The sequence below is a fragment of the Rhizobium sp. BK529 genome (genome assembly GCF_014194105.1).
In the GTDB taxonomy this organism is placed as follows: Bacteria; Pseudomonadota; Alphaproteobacteria; order Rhizobiales; family Rhizobiaceae; genus Rhizobium.
In genome coordinates this window covers 197,628-220,251 of the sequence record NZ_JACIAU010000006.1, presented here as the reverse complement: position 1 = coordinate 220,251, position 22,624 = coordinate 197,628, and the positions used below count along the sequence as shown (strand labels likewise).

Sequence of the window (22,624 nt, the reverse complement as noted above, 5' to 3'; positions counted from 1 at the left end):
GGGCTTTCGGCGCCTCTTCGGCCGAGAAGGCCAAAATAGGACAGCAACCCTGTCCTAGTTCATCAGTTCAATGACAGAAACAATCTCAGTCCGCAAGAGCGCCCTCTTAAAAAAATGTCAATTTGCGACTGAAGATTGCCAGATCGACCAAAATGGCGACATAAAATTACCCTGCACCTTATAATTTTGTTTTATTGATTGCGCAGTTCAATTTTTGTGATGCATCTAGGTTTCCTCCCTTGATCCTGTGAAGCTTTGGCGTAATGTCCGTTCCCGAACCTCCCGCCCCATCATTTTCAATGGTTTCCTCTATGATTTTTGCTTCCGATAACTGGGCTGGCGCCCATAAATCCATTGCCGAACGTCTGCTCGCCGAATCCGACGGTTTTGCCGCCGCTTACGGCAACAGTGATCTCGACAGACGAGTGGAAACCCGCTTTTCCGAAATCTTCGAGTGCGAGGTTTCGGTCTTCTTTGTTGCGACCGGCACCGCTGCTAACTCCCTGGCGCTGGCGAGCGTCCAGCGCCCCGGCGGGATCACCTTCTGCCATTCGGAAGCCCATGTGATCGAGGATGAATGCGGCGCACCGGAATTCTTCTCCGGCTCGGCCCGTCTCGTGGCCGTCGACGGTGAAGCCGGCAAGATCGATCCGTCCAAGCTTTCCGCAAAGATCGCGCACTTCCCTGAGGATGCCCTCCGCCATGGCCGCGCCAGCGCTGTGACCATCACGCAATCGACCGAAATCGGTACCGTTTATTCCCTGCCGGAAATCGGCGAGATTTCCACGATCGCGAAGAAACGAGGGCTGCCCCTGCACATGGATGGTGCGCGCTTTGCCAATGCGCTCGTCGCGCTGAAAGCAACACCTGCCGAAATGACCTGGAAGCGCGGCGTCGACATCCTTTCCTTCGGCGGTACGAAGAATGGCTGCTGGTGCGCAGAAGCGATCGTCTTCTTCAGTCCGGATCAGGCAGAGGAAATGCATTTCATCCGCAAGCGTGCCGCCCAGCACTTCTCCAAATCGCGTTTTATCGCGGCCCAATTCGAGGCCTATTTCGAGAATGGCCTCTGGCTCGATCTCGCCCGCCATTCCAACAGTATGGCAGACCGCCTGCGCGCCGGTATCGGTGCCAGCAATTCCGCCCGCCTCGCCTGGCCGACAGCCTCGAACGAAGTCTTCGCTGTCATTCCGAAGTTCGCGGCGAAAACAGCAGAGGACAGGGGCGCGAAGTTCTACGAGTGGCCAATCCCGGCCGGCATGCCGGATCTGGTTTCGGAAGGCGAAACGCTCATTCGTCTGGTCAGCAGCTTCGCCACAACGGAAGCCGATGTTGACGGCTTCCTGAAGTGCCTGGCGGTCTGATTTTCGAAAGCGCCGGACGCCTGCGCACGAGAACGTGCGTTCCAGTCTCTTTTGGAACAAAGCCTGTTTCTTCGAACGAAATCCCGCCGGAACGGCGGGATTTTTGCACTCAGGTCGAGCGCAGCCCCCTGACCTTCTTCAAAATATCCTCCGAAAGGGCCGCCACCAGCGCCTGGTCGGCTCCCTTGCGCGGCACCAGCACGAATTCGACATCCTCGAGCCCCGGCAATCGGCCCGGCGCGATTTCCTTCAGACCCGATGGCGCCATGCTGCGTGGCTGCACCAGCACCCCCATGCCGGCGCGGGCAGCAGCAGTCAGCCCGCTCAAACTGCCGCAGGTGCAGACTATGCGCCAGGCAACACCGTGGCGACCAAGCGCCTCCAGCGCGATGGCGCGCGTAACGCTCGGCGGCGGAAAGGCGATCAACGGCAATAGATCGGAGGCAAGCACGTGCTCCGGGTCACGTGCCAGCCAGACCAGCGGCTCACGATAGACGAGCCTTCCGTGTTCATCGCCGAGCCTGCGTTTGGCAAGCACGAGGTCGATCGCTCCCGCATCCTGCATTTCGTAGAGCACGCCAGAAAGAGCGACCGTCAGTTCCAGATCGACCGAAGGATGCGAACGGACGAAATCCTCCAACACCGCCGGCAACTGGCTCGTTACAAAGTCCTCGGAAACACCGAGCCGCAGCCGTCCTCGCAAGCTGCCGCCTTTGAACAGCGACTGCACCTGCCCCTCGATCGACAACATGGCGCGCGCATGCGACAGCAGGGACTCACCATCTCCGGTCAGCACCACCTTGTGCGTGTCCCGCTCAAGCAGCCGGCGCCCGAGCGAAGTTTCCAGCCTCTGGATGTGCTGGCTGACCGTCGACTGCCCGAGACCCAGCCTCTCGGCGGCGAGCGTGAAACTTCCCATCTGCTCGACGGTTACGAAACTGCGTAGCTGCGATAGATCCAGCATGGTCGTGATCCAGATTTACGATAACTGTTATTCCTTGCATCCTGGATCATAATGAGCGACAGAACAATGATTCATTTATTCCAGCGAGACTGCCATGCGCCGCTTTTTGCCTGACACATTCACGATCCTGCTCGTCTGTACCGTCATCCTCGCCTCGATTTTCCCGGCAAGCGGCACTTTTGCCAGCTGGTTCGGCGTAGCGACCGATATCGCTATCGCACTGCTCTTCTTCCTGCATGGCGCGCGCCTCTCGCGTGATGTCGTCATCGCCGGCCTGCTGCACTGGCGCCTGCACCTGGTGATCCTGCTGGCGACCTTTGGCGTCTTCCCGATCCTTGGCCTCGCCATGGGCCTCATTCCGGATTCGATCCTGCCGCAGCCGCTTTATCTCGGCATTCTCTTCCTCTGCGTGTTACCATCGACGGTGCAGTCTTCAATTGCCTTCACGTCAATGGCCGGCGGCAATGTACCGGCAGCAATCTGCTCAGCCTCGGCCTCCAACATCTTCGGCATGTTCCTGACGCCGCTGCTCGTCGGCCTGCTCTTCTCGGTCGGCGGCCATGGCGGCTTTTCTTTCGATGCGCTTCAGCAGATTCTGCTCCAGCTTCTCGCGCCTTTCATCGTCGGCCAGATCCTCCAGCCCTGGATCGGCGACTGGATCCGCTCCAAAAAGAAAATCCTGATGCCAGTCGACCGCGGCTCAATCCTTATGGTCGTCTACCTGGCTTTCTCGACGGCTGTCGTCGAAGGACTGTGGCACACCTTCTCGATCGGCGATATCGCCGCGGTCATCATTGCCGACATGCTGTTGCTGGCCCTCGTTCTCGTGCTCACCATGTATGGCAGCCGCTGGCTTGGTTTCAACAAGGCCGACGAGATCACCATCACCTTCTGCGGCTCGAAAAAGAGCCTGGCAAGCGGCGTCCCGATGGCAAACGTCATCTTTGCCGGCCAGTCGATCGGCGCGATCGTGCTGCCGCTGATGCTGTTTCACCAGATCCAGCTGATGGTCTGCGCCGTCATTGCCCAGAAATATGCCGCGGCCGCAGCCCGCCGCGCTACGGAAAAAGAACTCGAAGAAGCCGCAAGCCCGGCATGATCGAGTAAAACGACCTCAAACAAAAACGGCGCCATTTCGGGCGCCGTTCTATTTGATCCGTAGGAAAGCGGATTAGTTGTTGACGACCTGTGCCTCAATCGCCTTCGGAGCTTCAACGGGCTCAGCGGCAATAGCGATCTTGCGGGGCTTCAGAGCCTCCGGGATGCTGCGCAGGAGGTCGATGTGAAGGAGGCCGTTCTTCAGCGAAGCGGCGGTTACTTCGACATGGTCGGCAAGCTGGAAGCGGCGCTCGAAGGCGCGCTTGGCGATGCCGCGATACAGGTACTCGCTGGCATCGGCATTTTCCTCGCGCTTTTCACCCTTCACGGTGAGCGCGTGAGCATGCGATTCGATCGCGAGTTCGGTCTCATCGAAGCCGGCAACGGCCATGGTGATGCGATAGGTATTCTCACCGGTCCGCTCGATATTGTAGGGCGGATAGGTCGGAACCTGGTCCGGCTGGGAAAGGCTGTCGAGCATCGTAAAGAGACGGTCGAAGCCGACGGTGGAACGATAAAGGGGAGAGAAGTCTACGTGACGCATAATGTCCTCCTAGGGAAGCGACGTGTTGCGATAAGATGCCTGAAAACCCCATTCTTGGCAGCTTCAGGACGGTTGCGCGGACCCTTCTGGCGTCCGCAAAGTTCAGATGGGGATGGCTTTCCGGGACTTCAAGCCCCTCTTGAAATCGTTGGAATTCTTGCGTGAACCCCGCATGAACGGCAGGTTCGGCGAAGGTTCAGACGCCGCTCGCTACAGATAGACGCATCGGGTGACATTGGCCCGAAGGCTGGAGTGTATCGTCCCTTCTTCTTCAGCCTCAATTCGGCCGGCGCGAGCCTCTCAGCTCCGCCGGCCTCTTTTCTTCAGGCATAAAGCCCCGCAAGCTGGTCCTGCGTCGCATCCAGCCTGTCTGCTCCGGCAACATCCTGATGGCTGAGCATGAGAGCACTGACGATGCGCGACAGTGCCGCTGAATCACCGCTTGAAAATATGAAAAAATGGCTGCCCTTGTCCTTGCCGCCACTGTTGGAGGGCGGCACTTCGGCAACGATGGAACCGCCGCCCGGCAGCTTGGTGGTGATCGTGAAGCCCTCCGCCGGGAAGGCATCGCGGTTATCAACGATCATCTGCTCGAGCGCAAGGAACTGGCCGTTTTCCGGCGAAATACCGGTATTTTGCGGTATCGCCATGACGGCGGAATACTCGCGCGCGAACGCTGACTGTGACTTTGGGTCGTCGCTGAAGAGTTTCAGCATCGCCAGATGCACATCCGGCGGATCGATATCAAGATAATCCGATTGCAGATAATCGAGAACGGACTCCGGCCGCTCCGGCCCGGTTAATTGGTGGACGCCAGAATTGACAGTCCCGACGAAAGAAACCGAATTCATGGCCAGCCTCCCGGCGCCCCAATCTTCAGTCATGAACGTGCGAATAACCGGCCTCATGCCGGAACAAGTCTTTCGTTCGCACAAACCCTAGCGTGTCTCCGCTTTCGCGAAGCTTGCCCTATAGGAAATTTCGAATGTATTATGATCTGCTTATATTGGCGGCAATTTCGCCATTGATTTTCCCGCTTCCTGCGATATCCCCTAGTATATCTCTCACGTGAAGAAATACGCCACCCATGGAACAGGTTCTCTACTCGACCCAAGATAATCCGGCGCCGGAGAACCGTACCGAAGGTTTTTTCGAGACCCACGACGGTCACAGGTTGCGTTATGCCGTCTTCCGGTCGCAAACCTCAGTTGCCCACGGAACGGTCGTGCTCTTGCACGGACGCAGCGAATATATCGAGAAGTATTTCGAGACCATCCGCGATCTCACCGCCAAAGGCCTTTGGGTTGCCACCTATGACCTACGCGGCCAAGGTGGTTCGCAGCGGCTGATCAAGAAGCGCAATCACGGCCACATCCGCCGCTTTTCCGATTACGAGCGCGATCTCTATACCTTCCTCGAAAAGATCGTGCTGCCGGATACCCGCCTGCCCTTCTATATGCTCGCCCATTCGACTGGCGCGCTGATCGCGCTTTCCGCTGCACCCTATCTGTCGACGCGTATCGAGCGCATGGTGCTATCGGCACCTTTCCTTGGCCTTACCGGCCAAGTAGCTTCCGAGGGTATTATCCGCACGGTATCGACCACCCTCTGCGCTGTCGGCCTTGGAAGCATGCCGCTCGGCAAGATGAAAGAGCTGCAGTTCCCTGGTAATCTTCTGACATCGGATGAAACGCGTTTCGAGCGAAATATGGCGATCGCCAGGGCCCATCCGGAGCTCGCTCTAGGAGCGCCAACTGCCCGCTGGATGCACGAATGCATGAAAGCGATCGACCGGGTGACCCAGCCCTATCATCTCTTCTCGATCACCATACCCTCGGTCGTCATCGCGCCGACACGCGACGGGCTGGTGCCTTACACGGTGCAGGAACGGCTTTCTCGCTACTTCCGTGCGGGCCAGCTCGTGCCGATCAACGGCGCCCGCCACGAGATATTCCAGGAAAGGGATATCTACCGCGCCGCCGCGCTCGCCGCTTTCCACGCCTTCATTCCCGGCAGCGACGCCGAGGCGAATGAAGACGTGACGGCGATCGGCGTCTGAGCCTTTATTGTCTCAAAACCCTGCGTTGTGTGACAGGCTCAGCGCTGCAGGATGGCAATTGCCTCTTCATACACCGCCCTGCTGCCGGCAGCGATAATGGAACCACCATTTTCAGGCCGCCCGCCGTTCCAGGTCGTGATGATGCCGCCGGCGCCCTCGATGACCGGAATGATGCCACCAACGTCATAAGGCTTGAGGCTATTCTCGACAACGAGATCGACATGGCCGGCGGCTAGCAGCGCATAGGCATAACAATCGCAGCCATAGCGGAAGAGACGGACCTTGCTCTCGATTTCGCGATACTTCTCCATCTCCTCGCCAACAAAGAGATGTGGCGAGGTGGTAAAGAGGATCGCGTTGGAAAGCGCGCCGCAATCGCGTACCTGCAACCGGCGCTCGCCTTCCGGCCCGCTATAGGTCGACCCGTTCTCGTCGCCAAAATAGCGCTCGCCAGTGAACGGCTGCTCGATCATGCCGGCAACCGCTCGACCATTCTTCTGCAGACCGATCAGCGTCCCCCAGACTGGAACGCCGGAGATGAAGGCGCGCGTGCCGTCGATCGGGTCAATCACCCATACATGCTCGCGGTCGAGGCCGACATTGCCATGCTCTTCGCCCAGGATGCCATGTTCCGGAAAATGCTGCTCGATCAGCGCACGAATGGCCGTCTCCGCCGCCCTATCGCCTTCCGTGACCGGATCGAAGCCAGACGACAGCTTGTTGGTGACATTGATGCCCGAGCGGAAACGCGGCAGGGTTTCTGCCTTGGCAGCTTCGGCAAGACGGTTGAAGAACGAACGGTCAGGAAGCATGGGGAAATCCGTATAGCTGGCGAGAAACGGCGCTTTTCATAGCGAAAAAGCGGTGGAATGCAAATGTGACAGGCAATTTCGGATCAGCTGCCTAAAGATTTTGCAGCGCAATATAATGCTTGACAATTGTGCAATGCAGCAGTAGGGTCTTGGCTACAGTCTTCTGACTGTAAATACCCTCCTTGGGTGTTTCCTCCCTAGACTTAGCCGCGCTGACAAGGCGCGGTTTTTTTTGACCTCATGTAGAAATTATTCGGCAGCGAGCGCCCGATCGCCAGCGAATTTCTCGACATAATCAGCCATCTGCCGCATGAAAGACGTGATGGCAGTCGCAACGATGCCAAAGTCGGGCCGTTTCTCAAGCGTTACCTCATCGACATAGATCGAGCGGTTCACCTCAATCTGCAGCGCATGCAACCCGCGCGACGGGCGACCATAATGTTCGGTGATGAAGCCGCCGGCATAGGGTTTGTTGCGGATCGCCGCAAAACCCAATTCCTCGAGGATGCCGATTGCCGCGCGCGACAGCTCGGACGAAGCGCTGGTGCCGTAGCGGTCGCCGATGATGAAGTCCGGCCGCGCGTTGGTGCCGGCAACGCGCACATTGCCCGGCATCGAATGACAGTCGATCAGCACGCCGAAACCAAACTGTACGTGCGTGCGCGCGATCAGGCGCCGCAGCGCGAAGTGATAAGGCTTATAGACGCTTTCGACACGTTCCAGCCCTTCCTGAACGGGCAGGCGGCGCGCATAGATTTCCATGTTCTCGGCCACGATACGCGGAATGGTGCCAAGCCCCCCTGCAACCCTTAGCGAATTGATATTCGCATAGGGCGGCAGCAACCCATCGAACATGCGCGGATCGAGCTCGTAGGGCTCACGATTGACATCGAGATAGGCACGCGGGAAATTCGCAAGCAGCAGGGGGGCACCGAGATCAACGGCCGCACCAAAGAGTTCATCGACATAGTGGTCTTCAGAACGGCGTATCGATATACCTTCGAGCCGCGACTGGGCAATGAATTCCGGTGGATAAATGCGGCCGCTATGAGGAGAGTTGTAGACGAAGGGAATGGTCTGCGACACGGGCTCATGCACTTCAAAAAGCTCGTATTCGCGCATTTCCGGCACTTTCTGCCCTCTTTACCATGTCATCACGTGGCTGTGCGGGCCATGTTGCCAGTTGCCCGCCCTTAAGTCCATACTACATAGAGGGGATGGCGGTCTGGGTCAGGCGATTTCACCGGTTGTTTACTGGGCGAAGTCTAGTGTAGAGGCTTGGTATCCCATAAAACAATCAGTGATCAGCGGTCCGGATTAATGACTCAGAAGATACTTCTCGCCGAAGACGACAATGACATGCGCCGCTTCCTCGTGAAGGCGCTGGAAAAGGCTGGCTACAAGGTCCTTTCCTACGACAATGGTGCGAGCGCTTATGACCGCCTGCGCGAAGAACCATTCTCCTTGCTCTTGACCGATATCGTCATGCCGGAAATGGACGGCATCGAGCTCGCGCGACGTGCGACCGAACTCGATCCCGACCTGAAGGTCATGTTCATCACGGGTTTTGCAGCCGTTGCACTGAACCCTGATTCGAAGGCTCCGAAGGATGCGAAGGTCCTTTCCAAGCCTTTCCACCTGCGTGACCTCGTTGAAGAGGTCAACAAGATGCTTGCCGCATAAGGCGTCTTGGCGGATCGTCACAAAACTTCAAAAAAGCCTATTGACGGCTCCGGAGGTTTTGTGGTCTATGCGCCGACATCGGATGGGCGTGTAGCTCAGCGGGAGAGCACTACGTTGACATCGTAGGGGTCACAAGTTCGATCCTTGTCACGCCCACCATCCTAATTCGCTGAAAAGCAAGGCCTTTCGAGAAATCGAAAGGCCATTTTAGTTTTGCCAGTTCTTTGGGAACTGGCCCTGTGATCACCGCTATTCAGATCGCAGTGCAGCGCCAAAACCAAATTCGGACACAGAGCCATGCCATGCGCGATAATGGAGCCCGAGGCTTGATTCGCCTTGCCGGGACATGGGAATCGAAATGAAATTATCCGTACTTGCCGTCGCCGCCTTCTCCACCCTCGCCTTTGCCGCAACTGCGCAGGCCGATGACAATTTTCCAGGCGCGCCTGGCGTCATTACGCTGCCAGGCAAGTGCCAAAAGCTGGTCGTTGCCAAATTCGACGCCACGAAGGGCTGCAAGGGTGAACTGGCAAGCGTCACTCTGGTCAACGGGACGGTGACCTTCATCTTCACGTCCGACGGTAAGCTGCTCGGCTTCCAGGGTGATGGAAAAGGCATCAAGCCCGCATCTAACGGCAATGCGCGTCTGCCGCTCAGTCTGGTCACCACGGGCGTCGGCAACAAGATGACGGGTGAAGTGAAAGTCGCCGGCTCCTGCACCTTCGGCAATCCCTATGCAGGCAAACCGACCGCCATTGAATGCACGGCCGAAAGCAAAGATGCGGCCTTCACAGGCAGTTTCCGCACCAACGGCAAAGGGCCGGCACAAAAAACACCGGAAAAAAATAAGAAATAGTCGGTGGCTGCCCTTAGGCGCACCAGGAGCCGCCGGCAGCCCCCGGCTTCCTGGCCAGACCCTCGTCAATCAGTCGCGTGCCGAAGGAACGCCCGTCCCGCGAAACAACGCGCGGTGCACCTCGCTCATCCGACTTGCCGGCAGCGTTCATATTGAATGGACCGGCATTGAGAAGCGCGAGCAACCGTGACTTGGCAGCAAAGGCGATCTTCCGTTCGTCTTCGCAGCGCGCGCGGTCCACATCGGGGCTGACCATATCGGCGATGACGATCTTCTCGCCCTTGTACCAGAAGGTGCCGGCATCACCGACGCAATTGATATGCTCACCCTGCCCGCAATAGCCGAACGCCGCTTTGGCACTTTCCGAGGAGGACGAGGAAGCAGGAGAAATGGAGGCCGGCACGATCTTTGCCGTCGGCACCGGAGCCGAGGGGATCGCTGCGGGCGGCACCGGATCGTTCGTCGGCCGAGGTTTGGCCGCAGGGGCTGCGACGGCGACCTGCCTCGATGCTTCCTTGGGCGCCTGGGGCTTGGCTTCAGCCGTTTCGCGGACGATCGTAGCGGGCGCTTTGCCAAGCATAGGCCGAATGGTCTTCCAGTTGTCATATGCGGCGATCGCACCCACCGCGGCAATGCCGAGCATCATCCAAGGCATTGCGCCTCCGGAGGATGCGACGCTCTTCCTTTTTGTCGGCGCCTTGCGGCGGCCGCGTGTTGCTGTTTTGGCCATCGATCCGATTCCCTTCAACGGGCCGGATTATCGCCGCCCAATCCTTTCCGAAAGGTTGGCGAAGCAAGACTGCGCAGCGCTTTTCCAAGGCCGCGATACTTGCCGGAAATGAAAACGCCCGGCATCTGGCCGGGCGTTTCGTTCAAACTTTCCCTTGCTCAGCAGCCTTGCGCTACCGAAGGCGAGTTGGCGGGCTTTGCGGTTTGTCCACTCACGGGTGGGGATGGCATCTCGCGCTTGCCTATATCTATCCGGCGTTCGGCCGCATCGCGCACAGCCTGCCATTCATATTCATGCCGGATGAAGATATCGCGCGGCACAAGATTGATCGTCATTCGTGTCTCACCTGTCTTTTCGATTGCGGAACTGGTTTTCAGCGGACGGGCTTTGCGACATGAGCATTGTCGCTCTTGATGTCGGGGCCACCCTTTGAAAGATCGCTACCGCTCACATGCGCGGGCACATGAACGTCATGAATGGCATCCGGCGTCAACGTCAGGTCGACATGGTGCGGAGGCAGAACCTGGGCCTTCTGCATGCGGTTCGGTTTCGCCCGCTTCATGCGATCAGAGGCTTCCGCGCGCCTGTCGGGAACATGGGTCGAATTTTGCATCGTCGCCCTCCTTTAAGAGTATCTGAGATGTTTCATCGGCTCGGCTAGGTTTAACGGGTGGGCGCCTGTATGGTTCCAGAGAAAACCGTAACCCTGCCTGATCAGGCGCCTTGACTGGCGTCGCAACTTCACTACCTAGTGAAGCACCCGTCGCCTCATCCAGACATCGGCTGCGGGGGAAACCTGGTGCCGGGCCCCTCTGGCGAGAGTTTTTACGGCGCTCTCGTGATGTCGGTACCGCCTGCAATTTAGCCGGCGGATTTTTCATCAATGAAAAAGCTCACCATGCCAATCGCGCATGCCCGTTGCGGTATGCGCCTTTCTGTCTTCACCCTATCCTCCGAACAGGTTTGCGCCCGCGAGGTGCAGCCATGAACCAGCCTCAGTCTCAGAAGTCCTCGCTCGGCTATTTCCGCTGGGCCTTCATCGTCACAGGCCTCGGCCTTGCGCTCGGTGCTCTCCTCGGCTGGCAGTCGACCGGCACGCTGGGTGGCATGGCCACGGTGTTCTTTATTTGCACCGTACTGGCCGTTCTGGAGATATCGCTCTCCTTCGACAATGCGATCGTCAATGCCAATAAGCTGAAGGAAATGACCCCAGTCTGGCAGCATCGCTTCCTGACCTGGGGCATCGTCATCGCCGTCTTCGGCATGCGCATCGTCTTCCCGCTGGCAATCGTCGCCATCGCGGCAAAGATCGGTCCGTGGGAAGCGCTCGTGCTCGCGGCACGTGAGCCAGCCGAATATGCCCGCATCATGAATGATGCGCATCTGCCGATCGCAGCTTTCGGCGGCACTTTCCTGATGATGGTCGGTCTTACTTACTTCTTCAATCATGAGAAGGAAGTGCACTGGATCGGCTGGCTGGAGCGGGTCATGGCGCGTTCAGCCACGATCAAAGGCATCGAGATCGCCTTTGTACTCCTGCTGATCCTGCTGTTCTCCCATCTCCTGGAGGGCGAGGACGCGACCACCTTCGTCTATTGTGCGATCTATGGTCTCGTGACCTTCCTGGCGGTGGAAGTCATCGGCGGCCTTCTCGATGCATCGCAGCGCGCGATGAGTGAGGCCGCAAGAGGCGGCCTCGGCGCTTTCATCTACCTGGAAGTGCTTGATGCCAGCTTCTCCTTCGATGGCGTTATCGGGGCCTTTGCGCTGACCCAAAACCTCTTCGTCATCGCCATCGGCCTCGGCATCGGCGCCATGTATGTGCGTTCCATGACGATCATGCTGGTGGAGAAGGGAACGCTTGCGGAGTACCGCTACCTGGAACATGGCGCCTTCTATGCCATCCTGATCCTCTCGGTGATCATGTATGTGCAGACTCTGACGCATATTCCCGAAGTGATCACCGGCCTTGGCGGCGCGGCCCTGATCGGTGTCTCGCTCTGGTCGTCGATCCGCTACAACAGACAGGAGCGACAAAGGGAAACGCACGCTCCCGAGCGGGAGCGCCTGCACGCCTGACACTCAAAAGCCGTGGCGTTCTGGCGCTGCGGCTCGTATATCCAAAAGACAAAGCCCGCGACCAACGGCTGCGAGCTTATTCATTGAATGCATGGTTTGGATTTCAATCCAGGCATTTGACGCGTCTTACCGGATGACGCGGCCGAAGTTCACCGGATCGATACCCAGTTCCTGCAGGTCACGGGCGCGCGGCTTGCGACCACCTTCAACAGCGGCACTGACTGCGTTTGCGGCTCCGAGCGCTGCAAAAGCGCGTGCCAGGAAACCATTGTGGATCGACTTTCTGATAGCGGACATCTTCTTTTCCTCTCGCTCTGTAATTGACTAGTGACAGGTGGGGAGGCCCGAATGCACCTACAACGCGCAGGAAATCACCGCTGCTATGCAAGAAGCGCATATTTCTTTCGTCGGCAAACAAAAACCGCCCAGAAATCTCCTGCGAGAAATCCACATTTCCGCTTCTAATTCAGATAACTACTAAAAAACCCCTCAATTGAGAAATAGCAAACCGCAAAGAAATGGCCGGCCACGTCGCCACGGCCAGCCTGAATTAGGGGTCAGGGTCGTCTTTTTGTTTTAATCTTCATTTGCCGCGAGCTGCGAGAGAACCTGGCCGCGGCCACGCAATCTCAAGATCAGCGGAATGAGGAAAGCGGCAGCTGCGACGATGAGCAGGCCGCAAGCGATCGGCGACATTACGAGGGTGGTTACATCGCCCTGGCTGATCGACAGCGCACGGCGGAGCTGCTGCTCCGCCAGCGGCCCGAGGATAAGTCCGACGACGGCAGGCGCGATCGGATAGCCGAAGATCCGCATGATGTAACCGAGCAGGCCGAACGCGAGCAGCATGCCGAGTTCGAAGACCGACGGGTTGGCCCCGATGGTGCCGAGCGTCGCAAACAGCAGGATGCCGGCATAGAGCCACGGCTTCGGAACCGTCAGCAGGCGAACCCAGAGGCCGATCATCGGGAGATTCAATACGAGCAGCATCGCATTGGCGATAAGCAGGCTGGCAATAAGACCCCAGACGAGCTGCGGGTTGGTTGCAAAAAGCAGCGGCCCCGGCTGCAGGCCGTATTGCTGGAAGCCGGCGAGCATGATTGCTGCGGTTGCCGATGTCGGCAGGCCGAGGGTCAGCAGCGGCACCAAGGTGCCCGCGGCGGAGGCATTATTGGCTGCCTCAGGGCCGGCAACGCCTTCGATGGCCCCATGACCGAATTCCTCCGGGTTCTTCGACAGGCGCTTTTCCGTCGCATAGGAAAGGAAGGTACCGATTTCGGCGCCGCCGGCAGGCATGGCGCCGATCGGGAAGCCGATAATCGTGCCGCGCAGCCAGGGCTTCCAGGAACGAGCCCAGTCCTGGGCGTTCATCCAGAGCGAGCCACGCACCGCTTCCACCTTGTCCTCGCCGCGGTTGCCCTGAGCGGCAATGTAGAGCGTCTCGCCGATCGCAAACATCGCGACAGCAAGCGTCGTCACCTCGATACCATCCAGCAGGTCCGGAATGCCGAAGGAGAGACGCGCCTGGCCCGTCTGCTGGTCGATACCGACCATGGCGAGCGCAAAGCCGATGAAGAGCGAGGTAAGACCGCGCAGCGCCGAATCTCCGAAAGCCGAGGAGACGGTGACGAAGGCAAGTACCATCAGCGCAAAATATTCGCGCGGGCCGAAAACGAGCGCGAGCTTGACGATATAGGGGGCGACGAAAGCAAGGCCGAGTGTCGCGATGAGGCCGGCGACGAACGAGCCGATGGCGGCTGTGGCGAGCGCCGGTCCGCCGCGGCCTGCGCGGGCCATCTTGTTGCCCTCCAGCGCTGTCACGATCGAGGAGCTTTCGCCGGGTGTGTTCAGGAGGATCGAGGTGGTCGAACCGCCATACATACCGCCGTAATAGATGCCGGCGAACATGATGAGGGACCCGCCCGGATCGAGTTTGTAGGTGGCGGGCAGGAGAAGCGCCACGGTCAGAGCCGGCCCGATGCCCGGCAGCACGCCGACGGCCGTGCCGAGGGTCACGCCGATGAGGGCGTAGAGCAGGTTGATCGGCTGCGCAGCAACCAGAATGCCCTGCCAGAGGAATTCAAATGTGCTCATGTCTTTGTCCCAAGCGGCGGCTCCTTTGGGGCACTAGGACCGTCCGCGCAAAAAGCAAAAAACTGACAGCGCTTGGCGCGAGGCGAGTGCTGTCAGAAGAATAGATGTTCGAGCGGGCCGGCCGGCAGCGTGAGCTGCAGGAGCTGCGAGAAGATCGCCCAGACGATGAAGCTCAGCACGATGCCCACGGGCAATGAGATCCAAATCTGACGCTTGCCGAAGCCGCGTGCGGTCAGCGCAAAGAGCACACCGGTCGCAATTGAGAAGCCGGCGGTGCGCAGGAGCAGCATCTGCCCGGCTAGGCCTGCGACGACCCAGATGACGGGCGCCACTTCCTGATGTTCACGTTCAGGGAACTCGCCGCGCCAGCTCTCGACGATAGTCCAGATGCCAAGACAGAAGAGGCCGAGGGCGATGGCTTTCGGTACCGTGGATGGGCCGATACGATCATATTGCGCGATCGTCTTCAGATGTGTCGCATCCCAGAACACGACGGCCGCGACGGCGATGAGGAAAACGGCAATGGCCAGCGCCGCCCAATCTGGGCGGCGCTTCGTTGCCGAAATGTTATCGGCTTCACTCATTGAACGAGACCGATTTCTTTGAGAATGCCTTCGGTCGCCGAGACATCCTTTTCAAGCTGTGCTTTGAACTCGTCACCTGCAAGATAGGTGTCGGCCCAGCCCTTGGTCTTAAGGGTTTCCTGCCAAGCGGCAGACTTATGCAGCTTGTCGAAGTCGGAAGCGATCGAGGCGACTTCTTCATCCGTCAGGCCCGGAGCGGCGGCGACCATGCGCCAGTTCTGGATGGAAACGTCGGTACCGGCCTCCTTGAAGGTCGGCGCGTCAACACCGGGGATACGAGTGTCGCTGGAAACGCCGAGCAGACGCAGCGAGCCGGCTTTGATCTGCGATTCGAACTCGCTGTAGCTCGAAATGCCGGCCGTGACCTGGCCACCGAGAATAGCGGCGAGCGCTTCGCCACCGCCCGAGAAGGCGACATAGTTGATCTTCGTCGGATCGACACCGGAAGCCTTGGCAATCAGGCCGACGGCGATGTGGTCGGTACCGCCGGCAGAGCCGCCGCCCCAGGAAACGGCGCCGGGATCGGCCTTCAGCTTGGCGACGAGGTCGGCAAGCGTCTTGATGTCGGACGCGGCCGGAACGACGATCGCTTCATATTCGCCGGTCAGGCGAGCGATCGGGGTAACGTCCTTCAGCGTGACGGCCGACTTGTTGGTCAGCAGCGCGCCAACCATGACATAGCCGCCGACGATGAGAGCGTTCGGATTGCCAGCACTCTGGCTGCTGAACTGAGCAAGGCCGATAGAGCCACCGGCGCCCGGTACGTTCTGAACCTGAACGCTCTTGGAAATACCCTCCTGCTGCAGAACCGTCTGCAGCGAGCGGGCCGTTTGGTCCCAGCCGCCGCCGGGCGCTGCAGGAGCGATGATGGTGTAATCGGCCGCATAGGCCGGCAGCGCAATAGCCGCTGCCAAAAGAGTTGCGATGAAAGTATGCTTCACGATGTGTCCTCCATGCTGCGGCTGAGCGGACCGCTAGTGCTATTTTTGAAATGAGAGGATATTACCGATCGGCGGACCCAATTGTCCTGATAGCGAGCGGAACTCCCCCCGGAAATTCTTCAACTCTCCGCCTCCACGGAGAGGAAGTAGCCCAAGCCATCATATGAAGCTGTCATTTAGCTGACATTGGCGAGATATCTAGTGCGGAAAGACACTTTTTTGCCGCAATTCGGCGACCTGCGCTCACGGGAAGTGGTGATATGAAAGAACTGATCACAGCAGCAGTATCAATGCACAAAGGCGAGGTTCGCCGATGGCAAACCTCGCCCCTCATGTTTCCCTAATTAGAACTCGGACCATTCCTGCAGAACGGCAGCGTTGCCGTTGCTGCGATAGGCCGGGGCGGCCGCTGGCTTGGGCGTGCCATGGCCGATGCCGTACGGCGAAGCGCTGCCGCATCCGTGGATGCCTGGTTGTCATCGCCAGAGAGCTTGAAGTTCGCGATAAGATCGCGAAGACGTCCAGCTTCGGCGGCAAGCGTTGCGCTTGCTGCATTGGTCTCCTCGACCATAGCAGCGTTCTGCTGGGTCACCTGGTCCATTTGGTTGACGGCGCTGTTGACCTCTTTAAGACCGGTCGACTGCTCTCTCGACGACGTTGCGATTGCGTCCATGTGCTGATTGATCGATACGATCAGATTTTCGATCGTCTTTAGGGCATCGCCAGTCTCGCGGACGAGCTGCACGCCGCCCTGCACTTCGACCGACGAATTGCGGATCAGATCCTTGATCTCCTTGGCGGCTGCCGCAGAACGCTGGGCAAGTTCGCGCACTTCCTGTGCGACCACCGCAAAGCCCTTGCCGGCTTCTCCGGCGCGTGCTGCCTCCACGCCGGCGTTGAGCGCCAGCAGGTTCGTCTGGAAGGCGATCTCGTCGATGACGCCGATAATATTGGAGATCTGGTTCGAGGACTGCTCGATCTTCTGCATCGCATCGATGGCGTTGGCGACGACCATGCCCGAGCGCGTGGCGCTGTCGTTTGCCTGGATCGCAACCTGACGGGCCTCGTCAGCACGCTTCGACGAATTCGACACATTGATGGTGATCTGATCGAGGGCTGCGGCGGTCTGCTCGAGGGAGGCGGCCTGCTGCTCGGTGCGGCGGGAAAGATCGTCCGAACCGCTACCGATTTCGCGGGTGCCGTTATCAATCGCACCGGCGGAAGACGCGATTGACTTCATCGTATCGCCGAGTTGGAGGACGGCACCGTTCAGGTCGTGGCGGAGCGGCTCGAAATCAGGTGCAAAAGCTTCGTGGAGCTGAAAGCTAAGGTCACCGCCTGCAAGGCGCTTGAGGCCCGAGGCGAGACCCGCGGTTGCTTCGTTGAGGCGCGCCTGCGCAGCAGCTTCGGCGTCGCGTGTCAGCCGGACGCGGTCGGCTTCGGCCTGCTTGCGGTTTCTCTCTGCTTCGGCTTGCAGGTTCTGGTTCTCGATCGCAGCCTGGCGGAAGACTTCGACGGCCTTTGCCATTTCGCCGATTTCATCGCCGCGCTTCATATCGGCGACGATCACCTGCGTGTTACCGCCGGCCAGCGAGCGCATGGAGCCGGTGATGCGGCTGATCGCATTGGCAATGCCTGCGATGCCGAAATAGGCCGAGCCGCAAACCAGCAGGGCGCTGACGCCAAGGATGATGGAGAGCAGCAGCAGCGCCTTCTCGAACTCGGCATTGTTCTGCTCGGCTGCATCAGCTGCCGACGCCTTGTTGAACTTCACCACCTTGTCGACGGCGGCTGCTAGGTCATCGGCGATCGGTCCGACATCATTCTGGAAAACGTTGAGCGCCTTTTCCTTGTCGCCTGCTTTGACGAGCGCGATCAGCTGATCGCCGGCGGCGGCATATTTGGTCGCCGCATCGTCTATTTTGGCAAAGGCTTCACGCTCGGCATCGGTGTCGACCTGCTCCTTATAGTCGGCCACGGCCTTCAGCAGGTCGCCTTGCTTCGACTTGATCTTCTTCTCATAGCTGTCCGAGCCGTTTTCGGCACGGCCCATGACGTAGTCGCCATAGGAACCGCGCAGCGAATAACGCGCAATCTGGATATCCAAGGCCTTCGAAACCCCCGGTAGGAAGCTGGTCGCGAAATTATCGGCATTCCTGTTGAACGTGTTCAGGCCACGAATAGAAATAATAGCGGACAGTGCGAACAGAACGGCAATCAGTGAAAATATGCCGATCATTGACGTTTTCACATTTGGACGCGTCATGAAATAAAACCTCTAAATATGGAGAGATGCATGGTCGCGCATCTACCCCGGCCCGGGAAAAGGAAGACTGTTTGCGACATCATGCGTCTGCGCAGTCGCTCGGCGACGAGCTTGCTGCGATGATTTCATGCTGGAAATAACCGCAGGATTTTGCTTAATTTTCGCTAAATGGCGGCACTGAGAATTATCAATAAAAAATCAAAAGTTGTAGAATCAGCTGTAATAATGCGACGCCACCGCACCGAGTTTCGCTAATAAATATTACTTATTGACATAAATTCTCAATAGAATCCTCCATTTTGGGACATTGCAACGCCGCGAAAATATTTCGCCCTGCGACGATTTTTCTAATCAAAAAAGAGAGAAGGGATCCCTCTCGAGGGCCGCTTAGTTATTGAGATCATGTAATTTATTTTGGTCAGCCCGCAGGTTTTATATTGAGCGGCCTCAATTTTTACTGCGTTCGCAACACCTCGTTCCAGTGCGCAATCAGCCGCGCCCGTTTCACCTGATCGAGATAAACCATCAGGCCTGGGCTAACCGGCACGGGACGCAACTGTGCGCCGAGCAGTTCCTGCAACGTATTGGCGGTGTTCTCACCCGCCACTTCGGGGCTGACGGCAGGGATCTGCAGCTCGCGAGCCATGATCGTCTGCCCCTCCTTCGACATGAAGAAGGCGAGGTAGCGCCGCCCGAGTTCCGGCTCGGCTGCAGCCTGCGGTACCAGGCCGATGCGTGACATTACGACCGTATAGTCCTTCGGCAGCACGATGCCGACGTCAGGGTGACGCGAAGCCCAGTCAGCCGCATAGGAGCCGAGAATATTGTAGCCGAGCACGAAGCGCCCGTCGGCCACACGCTCGAGGATCGCCGAACTCGTGGAATAGAGTTTTACACCCGCCGCCCCCATCGCGCCGATTACCGACCAAATGTCGCCGAACTGTTCCTGGTCTCTCGCCATGAAGAGAAAACCCACACCGGACCGTTCGATGTCATAGGTGCCGATCCGTCCGTAAACCTCGTTGCCCTTGCGCTTCAGATAATCGACGAATTCTGCCCGCGAGCTCGGCACCGTTTCATGGGCAAAACTTGGCTTGTGATAGACGAAAACAGCGGGTTCGAAGGTCAACGCATAGGCCGTGTTGCGCCAGTTTGCCCATTTCGGCCACTGGGCGCTCATCGGCAGATTGCTCACCTGAGCGTAGCCATCGTTGGAAAGCTTCACCTGCAGGTCCATCGCGGAAGAGAAGGCGAAGTCCGCCGTCTTGAAGCCGGCATCCGTCTCTTTGACGATGCGGTCATGAATATCCCCGGTCAGCATGTCCTCATATTTGACCGCCACATCCGGATTGGCCTCCTGAAAACCGCGGATCATCGGCTGCGCGAGCGGCTCGTCGAGCGAGGAATAGACCGTCAACACCGGCGCATCGGCATTGCCCGACTTCGCCGGGTAGAAGACCTGCTCTGCGGCTGCAAGGCCGGGCACAAGGCAAAAAAGCAGAATGAAAAGGCTCCTCATGCAGAGAGAATGCCTGACCAGACAGACCGAGACAAGCGAAGCATCAAAGCTCACGCTCGAAGAAAACCAAAATAGGCTTGAGATCATCAGGGACAGCATAATAGGCATCCCGCTCGCGAAAGCCCAGACGACGATAGAGCTTCTGCGCCGCGACTTGCCGGTAGCCGGTGTCAAGCTGCATCATGCGGTAGCCGTCTTTCCTGGCGCGGGTCAGCGAGGCCTCGCAGAGTGCAAGCGCCGCGCCGCTGCCACGCGCCTTCTCTGAAACGAAAAGCCGCTTCATTTCCGAAATGCCGGGCGCAATCTCATGCTGCATCACGCAGCCGACGTTCTCTCCGTCGAGGCGTGCCAGAAACATCGCACCTTGCGGCCTTGCATGGATATGGGGCAGCTCAGCGAGCAACGTCTCGAACTTTTCGGGATCATAGTAGAGCTCCACCTGCGACCGTTCGGCCGGATAATTGTCGTAAAGCCATTGCCTGAAGGCGCGACTGAGATGCCGAACAGCATCGATCTCTTCCGGAGTTTCCGCAAGCGCGACTGACAGGTCCCCCATCTGAAAAGCCTCCCTACGAGCCTTCTCGAAGTTACCATGAGGCTCTGTCTCTCGCCATCCTTCAGGCCGTCATGATGTCGATCGCCGATGAGGACTTGACCGCCTTCTTCGAAGCCGCCACGTCCAACGAAGCGCTGAAAGGCCCGCTGACGTCGGGAGCGATCGGTCGCATCATGAGCGTGACCACGGTATCAACATTCTCCAGGCAGCCTGATCGATCTTCTTGCGCGCGAGTGCCACTCTCCTCGGCCGGATGTGTCGGCGGAGTGGATGCGCGTTCGGATCTTCCATTCACCAATTCCCAGAATCGCTGTGACAGCCGGATGCCATCCCTGATAGACTCCCCCAAAAATCGAGGGAAACATCAGTTGCGTATCCTGCTTACCGAAGACAATATCGCGCTGGCCGATGGCCTTTCGGCGATCTTGCGCGGCACAGGTCACGCGGTGGATGTCGTCCATGATGGGGCCTCGGCCAATGCCGTGATTGCAGCGGAGAATTTCGATCTCGTCATTCTCGATCTGAACTTGCCGGAGATGGATGGGCTCGATGTGCTGCGTGCCATGCGCGCCCGCGGCAGCCGCGCGGCTGTGCTCATCCTGACGGCACGCGGCTCCCCGGAAGAACGCGTCAAAGGACTGGATCTCGGCGCTGATGACTATCTCATCAAACCCTTCGACATTGCTGAATTCGAGGCGCGCGTCCGCGTGCTCCTTCGCCGCCAGGCCGGCCTGCATTCCTCGACCGTCAGTTTCGGATCGATTTCGTTTGACCTGAACTCCCGCGCCTTTTCAGCCGGCGCCACACCGCTCGATATACCAGCCCGCGAGCTCGGCCTTCTTGAAATCCTCTTCATGCGCGCCGGCAAAGTCGTCGCCAAGGAAGCGATCATACAGTCTCTGACCGCTTTCGATGACGACATCTCCACCAATGCCATAGAGCAGTATGTCAGCCGCCTGAGAAAACGGCTTTTACCGCACGGCCTGACGGTGAAGACCGCCCGCGGCATCGGTTATTATCTCGATAAACTGTCCGAGACCTCATGACCGCAGCCTATTCGCTCCGGCGCCGATTGCTTTTCTGGCTGCTCGTTTCCACCGCCGTTATCGGCATGCTGGCGCTTGCCGATACCTGGCGCGAGGCCGTGCAGACCTCGAATATCGTTTCCGACCGTGTGCTCGCAGGTTCTGCGCTCGCCATTGCCGAACGTGTCGTGGTGGCAGAAGACGGTACGCTTGAGGTCGATATCCCCTATGTTGCGCTGGAAATGCTGACGTCGGCAGCGCAGGACCGCGTCTTCTATCGCGTCGACGGCCCGCCCGGAACATTCATAACCGGCTATCAGGCTCTTCCCGTATTGAAGGAAACACAAGGCGATACGGCCGCCTTCGCCGACGATGTCTTCCGTGGCGAGCCGATCCGCGTCGCGACCTTGAGGCGCTCCGCCTCGACTGGCATCCGCTCCGTGCCTTTCGTCGTTACCGTCGCCGAGACCACTATTGCCCGCCGCCAGCTCGCGCAGGCGATCCTCGTCCGCTCCGCATTGCGTCTTGCCTTCATGATTGCCGGTGCGGCCATCATCGTCTGGATTTCCGTGACTGTGGCGCTGCGACCGCTCTACAAGCTCGGCGATGCCATCGGCGAGCGCAATCCTGACGATCTCCATCCGATCGAACAATCCGTGCCGAGCGAAGTGCAGCCGCTCGTCGATACCGTCAACTCTTTCATGGTGCGCCTGCAATCGGCCCTCAATGCACTACGCAATTTCACCGGCAATGCCAGCCATCAGCTCCGCACGCCTCTGACGATCATCCGAACACAGCTCGCGCTTTCGGCCCGTGCCGGCTCACTGGATGAAGCGCAGCAGGCCGCACTGAAGGGCGATCAGGCCGTGGCCCATGCCGAGCGCATCCTTGCCCAGCTTCTGCTGATGGCCAAGATCGATGCAGCGACCGCCAAGGAGGCGCTGGCCGCTTCGGCCATCGATCTGACCGCGATCGCCCAGGAGATCACCGCCGAGCAGATTCCGCGAGCTGGCGAAGCCGGCATCGATCTCGGTTTCGAGGGCGAGGGGCCTGCGACGATCCGCGCCGAGCCGCTGCTGATCGGCGAAATGCTGCGCAACCTTGCCGGCAACGCCATCGCCTACGCCGGCAAGGGCGCAGAGGTAACCGTGCGTATTGTTGAAGATGCCGAGACAGTGCGGCTGGAAGTCGAGGACAATGGACCCGGCATTCCGCCCGAAAAGCTGGAAGCAGTCCGAAAGCGTTTTTCCCGCGGCAACGATTCCGGCGCGCCCGGCGCTGGACTCGGCCTGCCGATCGTCGAGGAAATCGCCAATCTTTTCAATGCGAGACTTACGCTCCTTCCCGGTCGCGGCGGCAGAGGCCTCAAGGCATCGGTGACGTTCAACCGGGCCACCTGACCGCCGTTACCGCGTTAACCTTTCCGCCTTGCATTCTTTCGCTGCATTGC

The 22,624-nt window shown here is 58.8% G+C and carries 23 protein-coding genes, 1 tRNA gene and 1 pseudogene; 9 read left to right on the top strand and 16 right to left on the bottom strand.

Annotated elements, in window-relative coordinates; all coding sequences use genetic code 11:
• The first annotated feature begins 311 nt into the window (after positions 1–311).
• Positions 312–1,364: a threonine aldolase family protein gene (locus FHX08_RS28555; protein WP_132657026.1), complete on the top strand. Its 1,053-nt coding sequence runs from the start codon at positions 312–314 to the stop codon at positions 1,362–1,364.
• Positions 1,365–1,473: 109 nt separating this feature from the next.
• On the opposite strand, the gene FHX08_RS28550 is transcribed toward FHX08_RS28555, so the two are convergent.
• On the bottom strand, positions 1,474–2,328 hold the full coding sequence (locus FHX08_RS28550) for a LysR family transcriptional regulator (RefSeq protein ID WP_132657027.1): 855 nt from the start codon (positions 2,326–2,328) through the stop codon (positions 1,474–1,476).
• Positions 2,329–2,422: 94 nt separating this feature from the next.
• On the opposite strand from FHX08_RS28550, the gene FHX08_RS28545 reads away from it, so the two are divergent.
• A complete protein-coding gene (locus FHX08_RS28545) occupies positions 2,423–3,427 on the top strand; it encodes a bile acid:sodium symporter family protein (RefSeq protein ID WP_132657028.1) in 1,005 nt (334 codons plus the stop codon).
• A gap of 72 nt (positions 3,428–3,499) precedes the next feature.
• On the opposite strand, the gene FHX08_RS28540 is transcribed toward FHX08_RS28545, so the two are convergent.
• Both FHX08_RS28540 and FHX08_RS28535 read right to left on the bottom strand, forming a co-directional pair.
• Positions 3,500–3,970 (bottom strand): Hsp20 family protein, encoded by a 471-nt coding sequence (locus tag FHX08_RS28540; RefSeq protein ID WP_132657029.1) that lies wholly within the window; start codon positions 3,968–3,970, stop codon positions 3,500–3,502.
• A gap of 323 nt (positions 3,971–4,293) precedes the next feature.
• Entirely contained in the window at positions 4,294–4,821 is a 528-nt protein-coding gene (locus tag FHX08_RS28535; protein WP_132657030.1) for a hypothetical protein, read from the bottom strand.
• Positions 4,822–5,057: 236 nt separating this feature from the next.
• On the opposite strand from FHX08_RS28535, the gene FHX08_RS28530 reads away from it, so the two are divergent.
• Positions 5,058–6,029: an alpha/beta fold hydrolase gene (locus FHX08_RS28530; protein WP_132657031.1), complete on the top strand. Its 972-nt coding sequence runs from the start codon at positions 5,058–5,060 to the stop codon at positions 6,027–6,029.
• A 38-nt stretch (positions 6,030–6,067) separates the two neighbouring features.
• Here FHX08_RS28530 and hisN read toward each other — a convergent pair whose 3' ends face one another.
• Both hisN and FHX08_RS28520 read right to left on the bottom strand, forming a co-directional pair.
• Positions 6,068–6,841, bottom strand: a complete 774-nt coding sequence (gene hisN, locus FHX08_RS28525) for a histidinol-phosphatase (RefSeq protein ID WP_132657032.1) — start codon at positions 6,839–6,841, stop codon at positions 6,068–6,070.
• A gap of 249 nt (positions 6,842–7,090) precedes the next feature.
• Complete coding sequence (locus FHX08_RS28520) at positions 7,091–7,972, bottom strand: N-formylglutamate amidohydrolase (RefSeq protein ID WP_132657033.1); 882 nt, start codon at positions 7,970–7,972, stop codon at positions 7,091–7,093.
• 189 nt (positions 7,973–8,161) lie between these two features.
• Between FHX08_RS28520 and cpdR1 the strand changes: the two genes are divergently transcribed.
• The 3 genes from cpdR1 to FHX08_RS28505 all read left to right on the top strand — a co-directional run bounded on the left by cpdR1 (position 8,162) and on the right by FHX08_RS28505 (position 9,380).
• Positions 8,162–8,524, top strand: a complete 363-nt coding sequence (gene cpdR1 / locus FHX08_RS28515; protein ID WP_007527565.1) for a response regulator CpdR1 — start codon at positions 8,162–8,164, stop codon at positions 8,522–8,524.
• An 84-nt stretch (positions 8,525–8,608) separates the two neighbouring features.
• Positions 8,609–8,683, top strand: a tRNA-Val gene (locus FHX08_RS28510).
• Positions 8,684–8,882: 199 nt separating this feature from the next.
• Positions 8,883–9,380: a hypothetical protein gene (locus FHX08_RS28505; protein WP_409527425.1), complete on the top strand. Its 498-nt coding sequence runs from the start codon at positions 8,883–8,885 to the stop codon at positions 9,378–9,380.
• Positions 9,381–9,393: 13 nt separating this feature from the next.
• Here the strand turns inward: FHX08_RS28505 and FHX08_RS28500 are convergent, their stop codons facing one another.
• The 3 genes from FHX08_RS28500 to FHX08_RS28490 form a co-directional block, all read right to left on the bottom strand.
• Positions 9,394–10,035, bottom strand: a complete 642-nt coding sequence (locus tag FHX08_RS28500; protein ID WP_245508354.1) for a hypothetical protein — start codon at positions 10,033–10,035, stop codon at positions 9,394–9,396.
• Between the two features lie 233 nt (positions 10,036–10,268).
• Positions 10,269–10,445 carry a hypothetical protein gene (locus FHX08_RS28495; RefSeq protein WP_165911955.1) on the bottom strand — a complete coding sequence of 59 codons (177 nt, stop codon included), beginning with the start codon at positions 10,443–10,445 and terminating at the stop codon, positions 10,269–10,271.
• Between the two features lie 38 nt (positions 10,446–10,483).
• Positions 10,484–10,723, bottom strand: coding sequence for a hypothetical protein (locus FHX08_RS28490; protein ID WP_132657036.1), 240 nt, complete (start codon positions 10,721–10,723; stop codon positions 10,484–10,486).
• Between the two features lie 371 nt (positions 10,724–11,094).
• On the opposite strand from FHX08_RS28490, the gene FHX08_RS28485 reads away from it, so the two are divergent.
• Positions 11,095–12,189: a DUF475 domain-containing protein gene (locus tag FHX08_RS28485; RefSeq protein ID WP_132657037.1), complete on the top strand. Its 1,095-nt coding sequence runs from the start codon at positions 11,095–11,097 to the stop codon at positions 12,187–12,189.
• A gap of 126 nt (positions 12,190–12,315) precedes the next feature.
• Here the strand turns inward: FHX08_RS28485 and FHX08_RS28480 are convergent, their stop codons facing one another.
• The 8 genes and pseudogenes from FHX08_RS28480 to FHX08_RS31900 all read right to left on the bottom strand — a co-directional run bounded on the left by FHX08_RS28480 (position 12,316) and on the right by FHX08_RS31900 (position 20,336).
• Positions 12,316–12,486, bottom strand: coding sequence for a hypothetical protein (locus FHX08_RS28480; RefSeq protein WP_165911956.1), 171 nt, complete (start codon positions 12,484–12,486; stop codon positions 12,316–12,318).
• A gap of 279 nt (positions 12,487–12,765) precedes the next feature.
• On the bottom strand, positions 12,766–14,283 hold the full coding sequence (locus tag FHX08_RS28475; RefSeq protein WP_132657038.1) for a tripartite tricarboxylate transporter permease: 1,518 nt from the start codon (positions 14,281–14,283) through the stop codon (positions 12,766–12,768).
• A gap of 92 nt (positions 14,284–14,375) precedes the next feature.
• The gene (locus FHX08_RS28470) at positions 14,376–14,867 is read right to left on the bottom strand and encodes a tripartite tricarboxylate transporter TctB family protein (RefSeq protein ID WP_132657039.1); all 492 of its coding nucleotides are present in this window, start codon (positions 14,865–14,867) and stop codon (positions 14,376–14,378) included.
• On the bottom strand, positions 14,864–15,808 hold the full coding sequence (locus FHX08_RS28465) for a tripartite tricarboxylate transporter substrate binding protein (RefSeq protein WP_132657040.1): 945 nt from the start codon (positions 15,806–15,808) through the stop codon (positions 14,864–14,866). Before FHX08_RS28465 ends, FHX08_RS28470 begins: the two co-directional genes overlap by 4 nt.
• Positions 15,809–16,148: 340 nt before the next feature.
• The gene (locus FHX08_RS28460) at positions 16,149–18,074 is read right to left on the bottom strand and encodes a methyl-accepting chemotaxis protein (protein WP_132657041.1); all 1,926 of its coding nucleotides are present in this window, start codon (positions 18,072–18,074) and stop codon (positions 16,149–16,151) included.
• A 454-nt stretch (positions 18,075–18,528) separates the two neighbouring features.
• A complete protein-coding gene (locus tag FHX08_RS28455) occupies positions 18,529–19,593 on the bottom strand; it encodes an ABC transporter substrate-binding protein (RefSeq protein WP_184328084.1) in 1,065 nt (354 codons plus the stop codon).
• A gap of 43 nt (positions 19,594–19,636) precedes the next feature.
• Positions 19,637–20,170: pseudogene (locus tag FHX08_RS28450) on the bottom strand (GNAT family N-acetyltransferase); the annotation flags it as partial.
• 40 nt (positions 20,171–20,210) lie between these two features.
• Entirely contained in the window at positions 20,211–20,336 is a 126-nt protein-coding gene (locus FHX08_RS31900) for a hypothetical protein (RefSeq protein WP_281027486.1), read from the bottom strand.
• 181 nt (positions 20,337–20,517) lie between these two features.
• Between FHX08_RS31900 and FHX08_RS28445 the strand changes: the two genes are divergently transcribed.
• Entirely contained in the window at positions 20,518–21,195 is a 678-nt protein-coding gene (locus FHX08_RS28445; RefSeq protein WP_132657043.1) for a response regulator transcription factor, read from the top strand.
• The gene (locus tag FHX08_RS28440; protein WP_132657044.1) at positions 21,192–22,574 is read left to right on the top strand and encodes a sensor histidine kinase; all 1,383 of its coding nucleotides are present in this window, start codon (positions 21,192–21,194) and stop codon (positions 22,572–22,574) included. Before FHX08_RS28445 ends, FHX08_RS28440 begins: the two co-directional genes overlap by 4 nt.
• The last annotated feature ends 50 nt before the right edge of the window (positions 22,575–22,624 follow it).

What these genes read in the sequence shown, in the direction of transcription:
- FHX08_RS28555 (WP_132657026.1), top strand. Translation starts at nt 312, where the DNA reads ATGATTTTTGCTTCCGATAACTGGGCTGGCGCCCATAAATCCATTGCC.
- FHX08_RS28550 (WP_132657027.1), bottom strand. Translation starts at nt 2,328, where the DNA reads ATGCTGGATCTATCGCAGCTACGCAGTTTCGTAACCGTCGAGCAGATG.
- FHX08_RS28545 (WP_132657028.1), top strand. Translation starts at nt 2,423, where the DNA reads ATGCGCCGCTTTTTGCCTGACACATTCACGATCCTGCTCGTCTGTACC.
- FHX08_RS28540 (WP_132657029.1), bottom strand. Translation starts at nt 3,970, where the DNA reads ATGCGTCACGTAGACTTCTCTCCCCTTTATCGTTCCACCGTCGGCTTC.
- FHX08_RS28535 (WP_132657030.1), bottom strand. Translation starts at nt 4,821, where the DNA reads ATGAATTCGGTTTCTTTCGTCGGGACTGTCAATTCTGGCGTCCACCAA.
- FHX08_RS28530 (WP_132657031.1), top strand. Translation starts at nt 5,058, where the DNA reads ATGGAACAGGTTCTCTACTCGACCCAAGATAATCCGGCGCCGGAGAAC.
- hisN (WP_132657032.1), bottom strand. Translation starts at nt 6,841, where the DNA reads ATGCTTCCTGACCGTTCGTTCTTCAACCGTCTTGCCGAAGCTGCCAAG.
- cpdR1 (WP_007527565.1), top strand. Translation starts at nt 8,162, where the DNA reads ATGACTCAGAAGATACTTCTCGCCGAAGACGACAATGACATGCGCCGC.
- FHX08_RS28505 (WP_409527425.1), top strand. Translation starts at nt 8,883, where the DNA reads ATGAAATTATCCGTACTTGCCGTCGCCGCCTTCTCCACCCTCGCCTTT.
- FHX08_RS28500 (WP_245508354.1), bottom strand. Translation starts at nt 10,035, where the DNA reads ATGCCTTGGATGATGCTCGGCATTGCCGCGGTGGGTGCGATCGCCGCA.
- FHX08_RS28495 (WP_165911955.1), bottom strand. Translation starts at nt 10,445, where the DNA reads ATGACGATCAATCTTGTGCCGCGCGATATCTTCATCCGGCATGAATAT.
- FHX08_RS28490 (WP_132657036.1), bottom strand. Translation starts at nt 10,723, where the DNA reads ATGCAAAATTCGACCCATGTTCCCGACAGGCGCGCGGAAGCCTCTGAT.
- FHX08_RS28485 (WP_132657037.1), top strand. Translation starts at nt 11,095, where the DNA reads ATGAACCAGCCTCAGTCTCAGAAGTCCTCGCTCGGCTATTTCCGCTGG.
- FHX08_RS28480 (WP_165911956.1), bottom strand. Translation starts at nt 12,486, where the DNA reads ATGTCCGCTATCAGAAAGTCGATCCACAATGGTTTCCTGGCACGCGCT.
- FHX08_RS28475 (WP_132657038.1), bottom strand. Translation starts at nt 14,283, where the DNA reads ATGAGCACATTTGAATTCCTCTGGCAGGGCATTCTGGTTGCTGCGCAG.
- FHX08_RS28470 (WP_132657039.1), bottom strand. Translation starts at nt 14,867, where the DNA reads ATGAGTGAAGCCGATAACATTTCGGCAACGAAGCGCCGCCCAGATTGG.
- FHX08_RS28460 (WP_132657041.1), bottom strand. Translation starts at nt 18,074, where the DNA reads ATGACGCGTCCAAATGTGAAAACGTCAATGATCGGCATATTTTCACTG.
- FHX08_RS28455 (WP_184328084.1), bottom strand. Translation starts at nt 19,593, where the DNA reads ATGAGGAGCCTTTTCATTCTGCTTTTTTGCCTTGTGCCCGGCCTTGCA.
- FHX08_RS28440 (WP_132657044.1), top strand. Translation starts at nt 21,192, where the DNA reads ATGACCGCAGCCTATTCGCTCCGGCGCCGATTGCTTTTCTGGCTGCTC.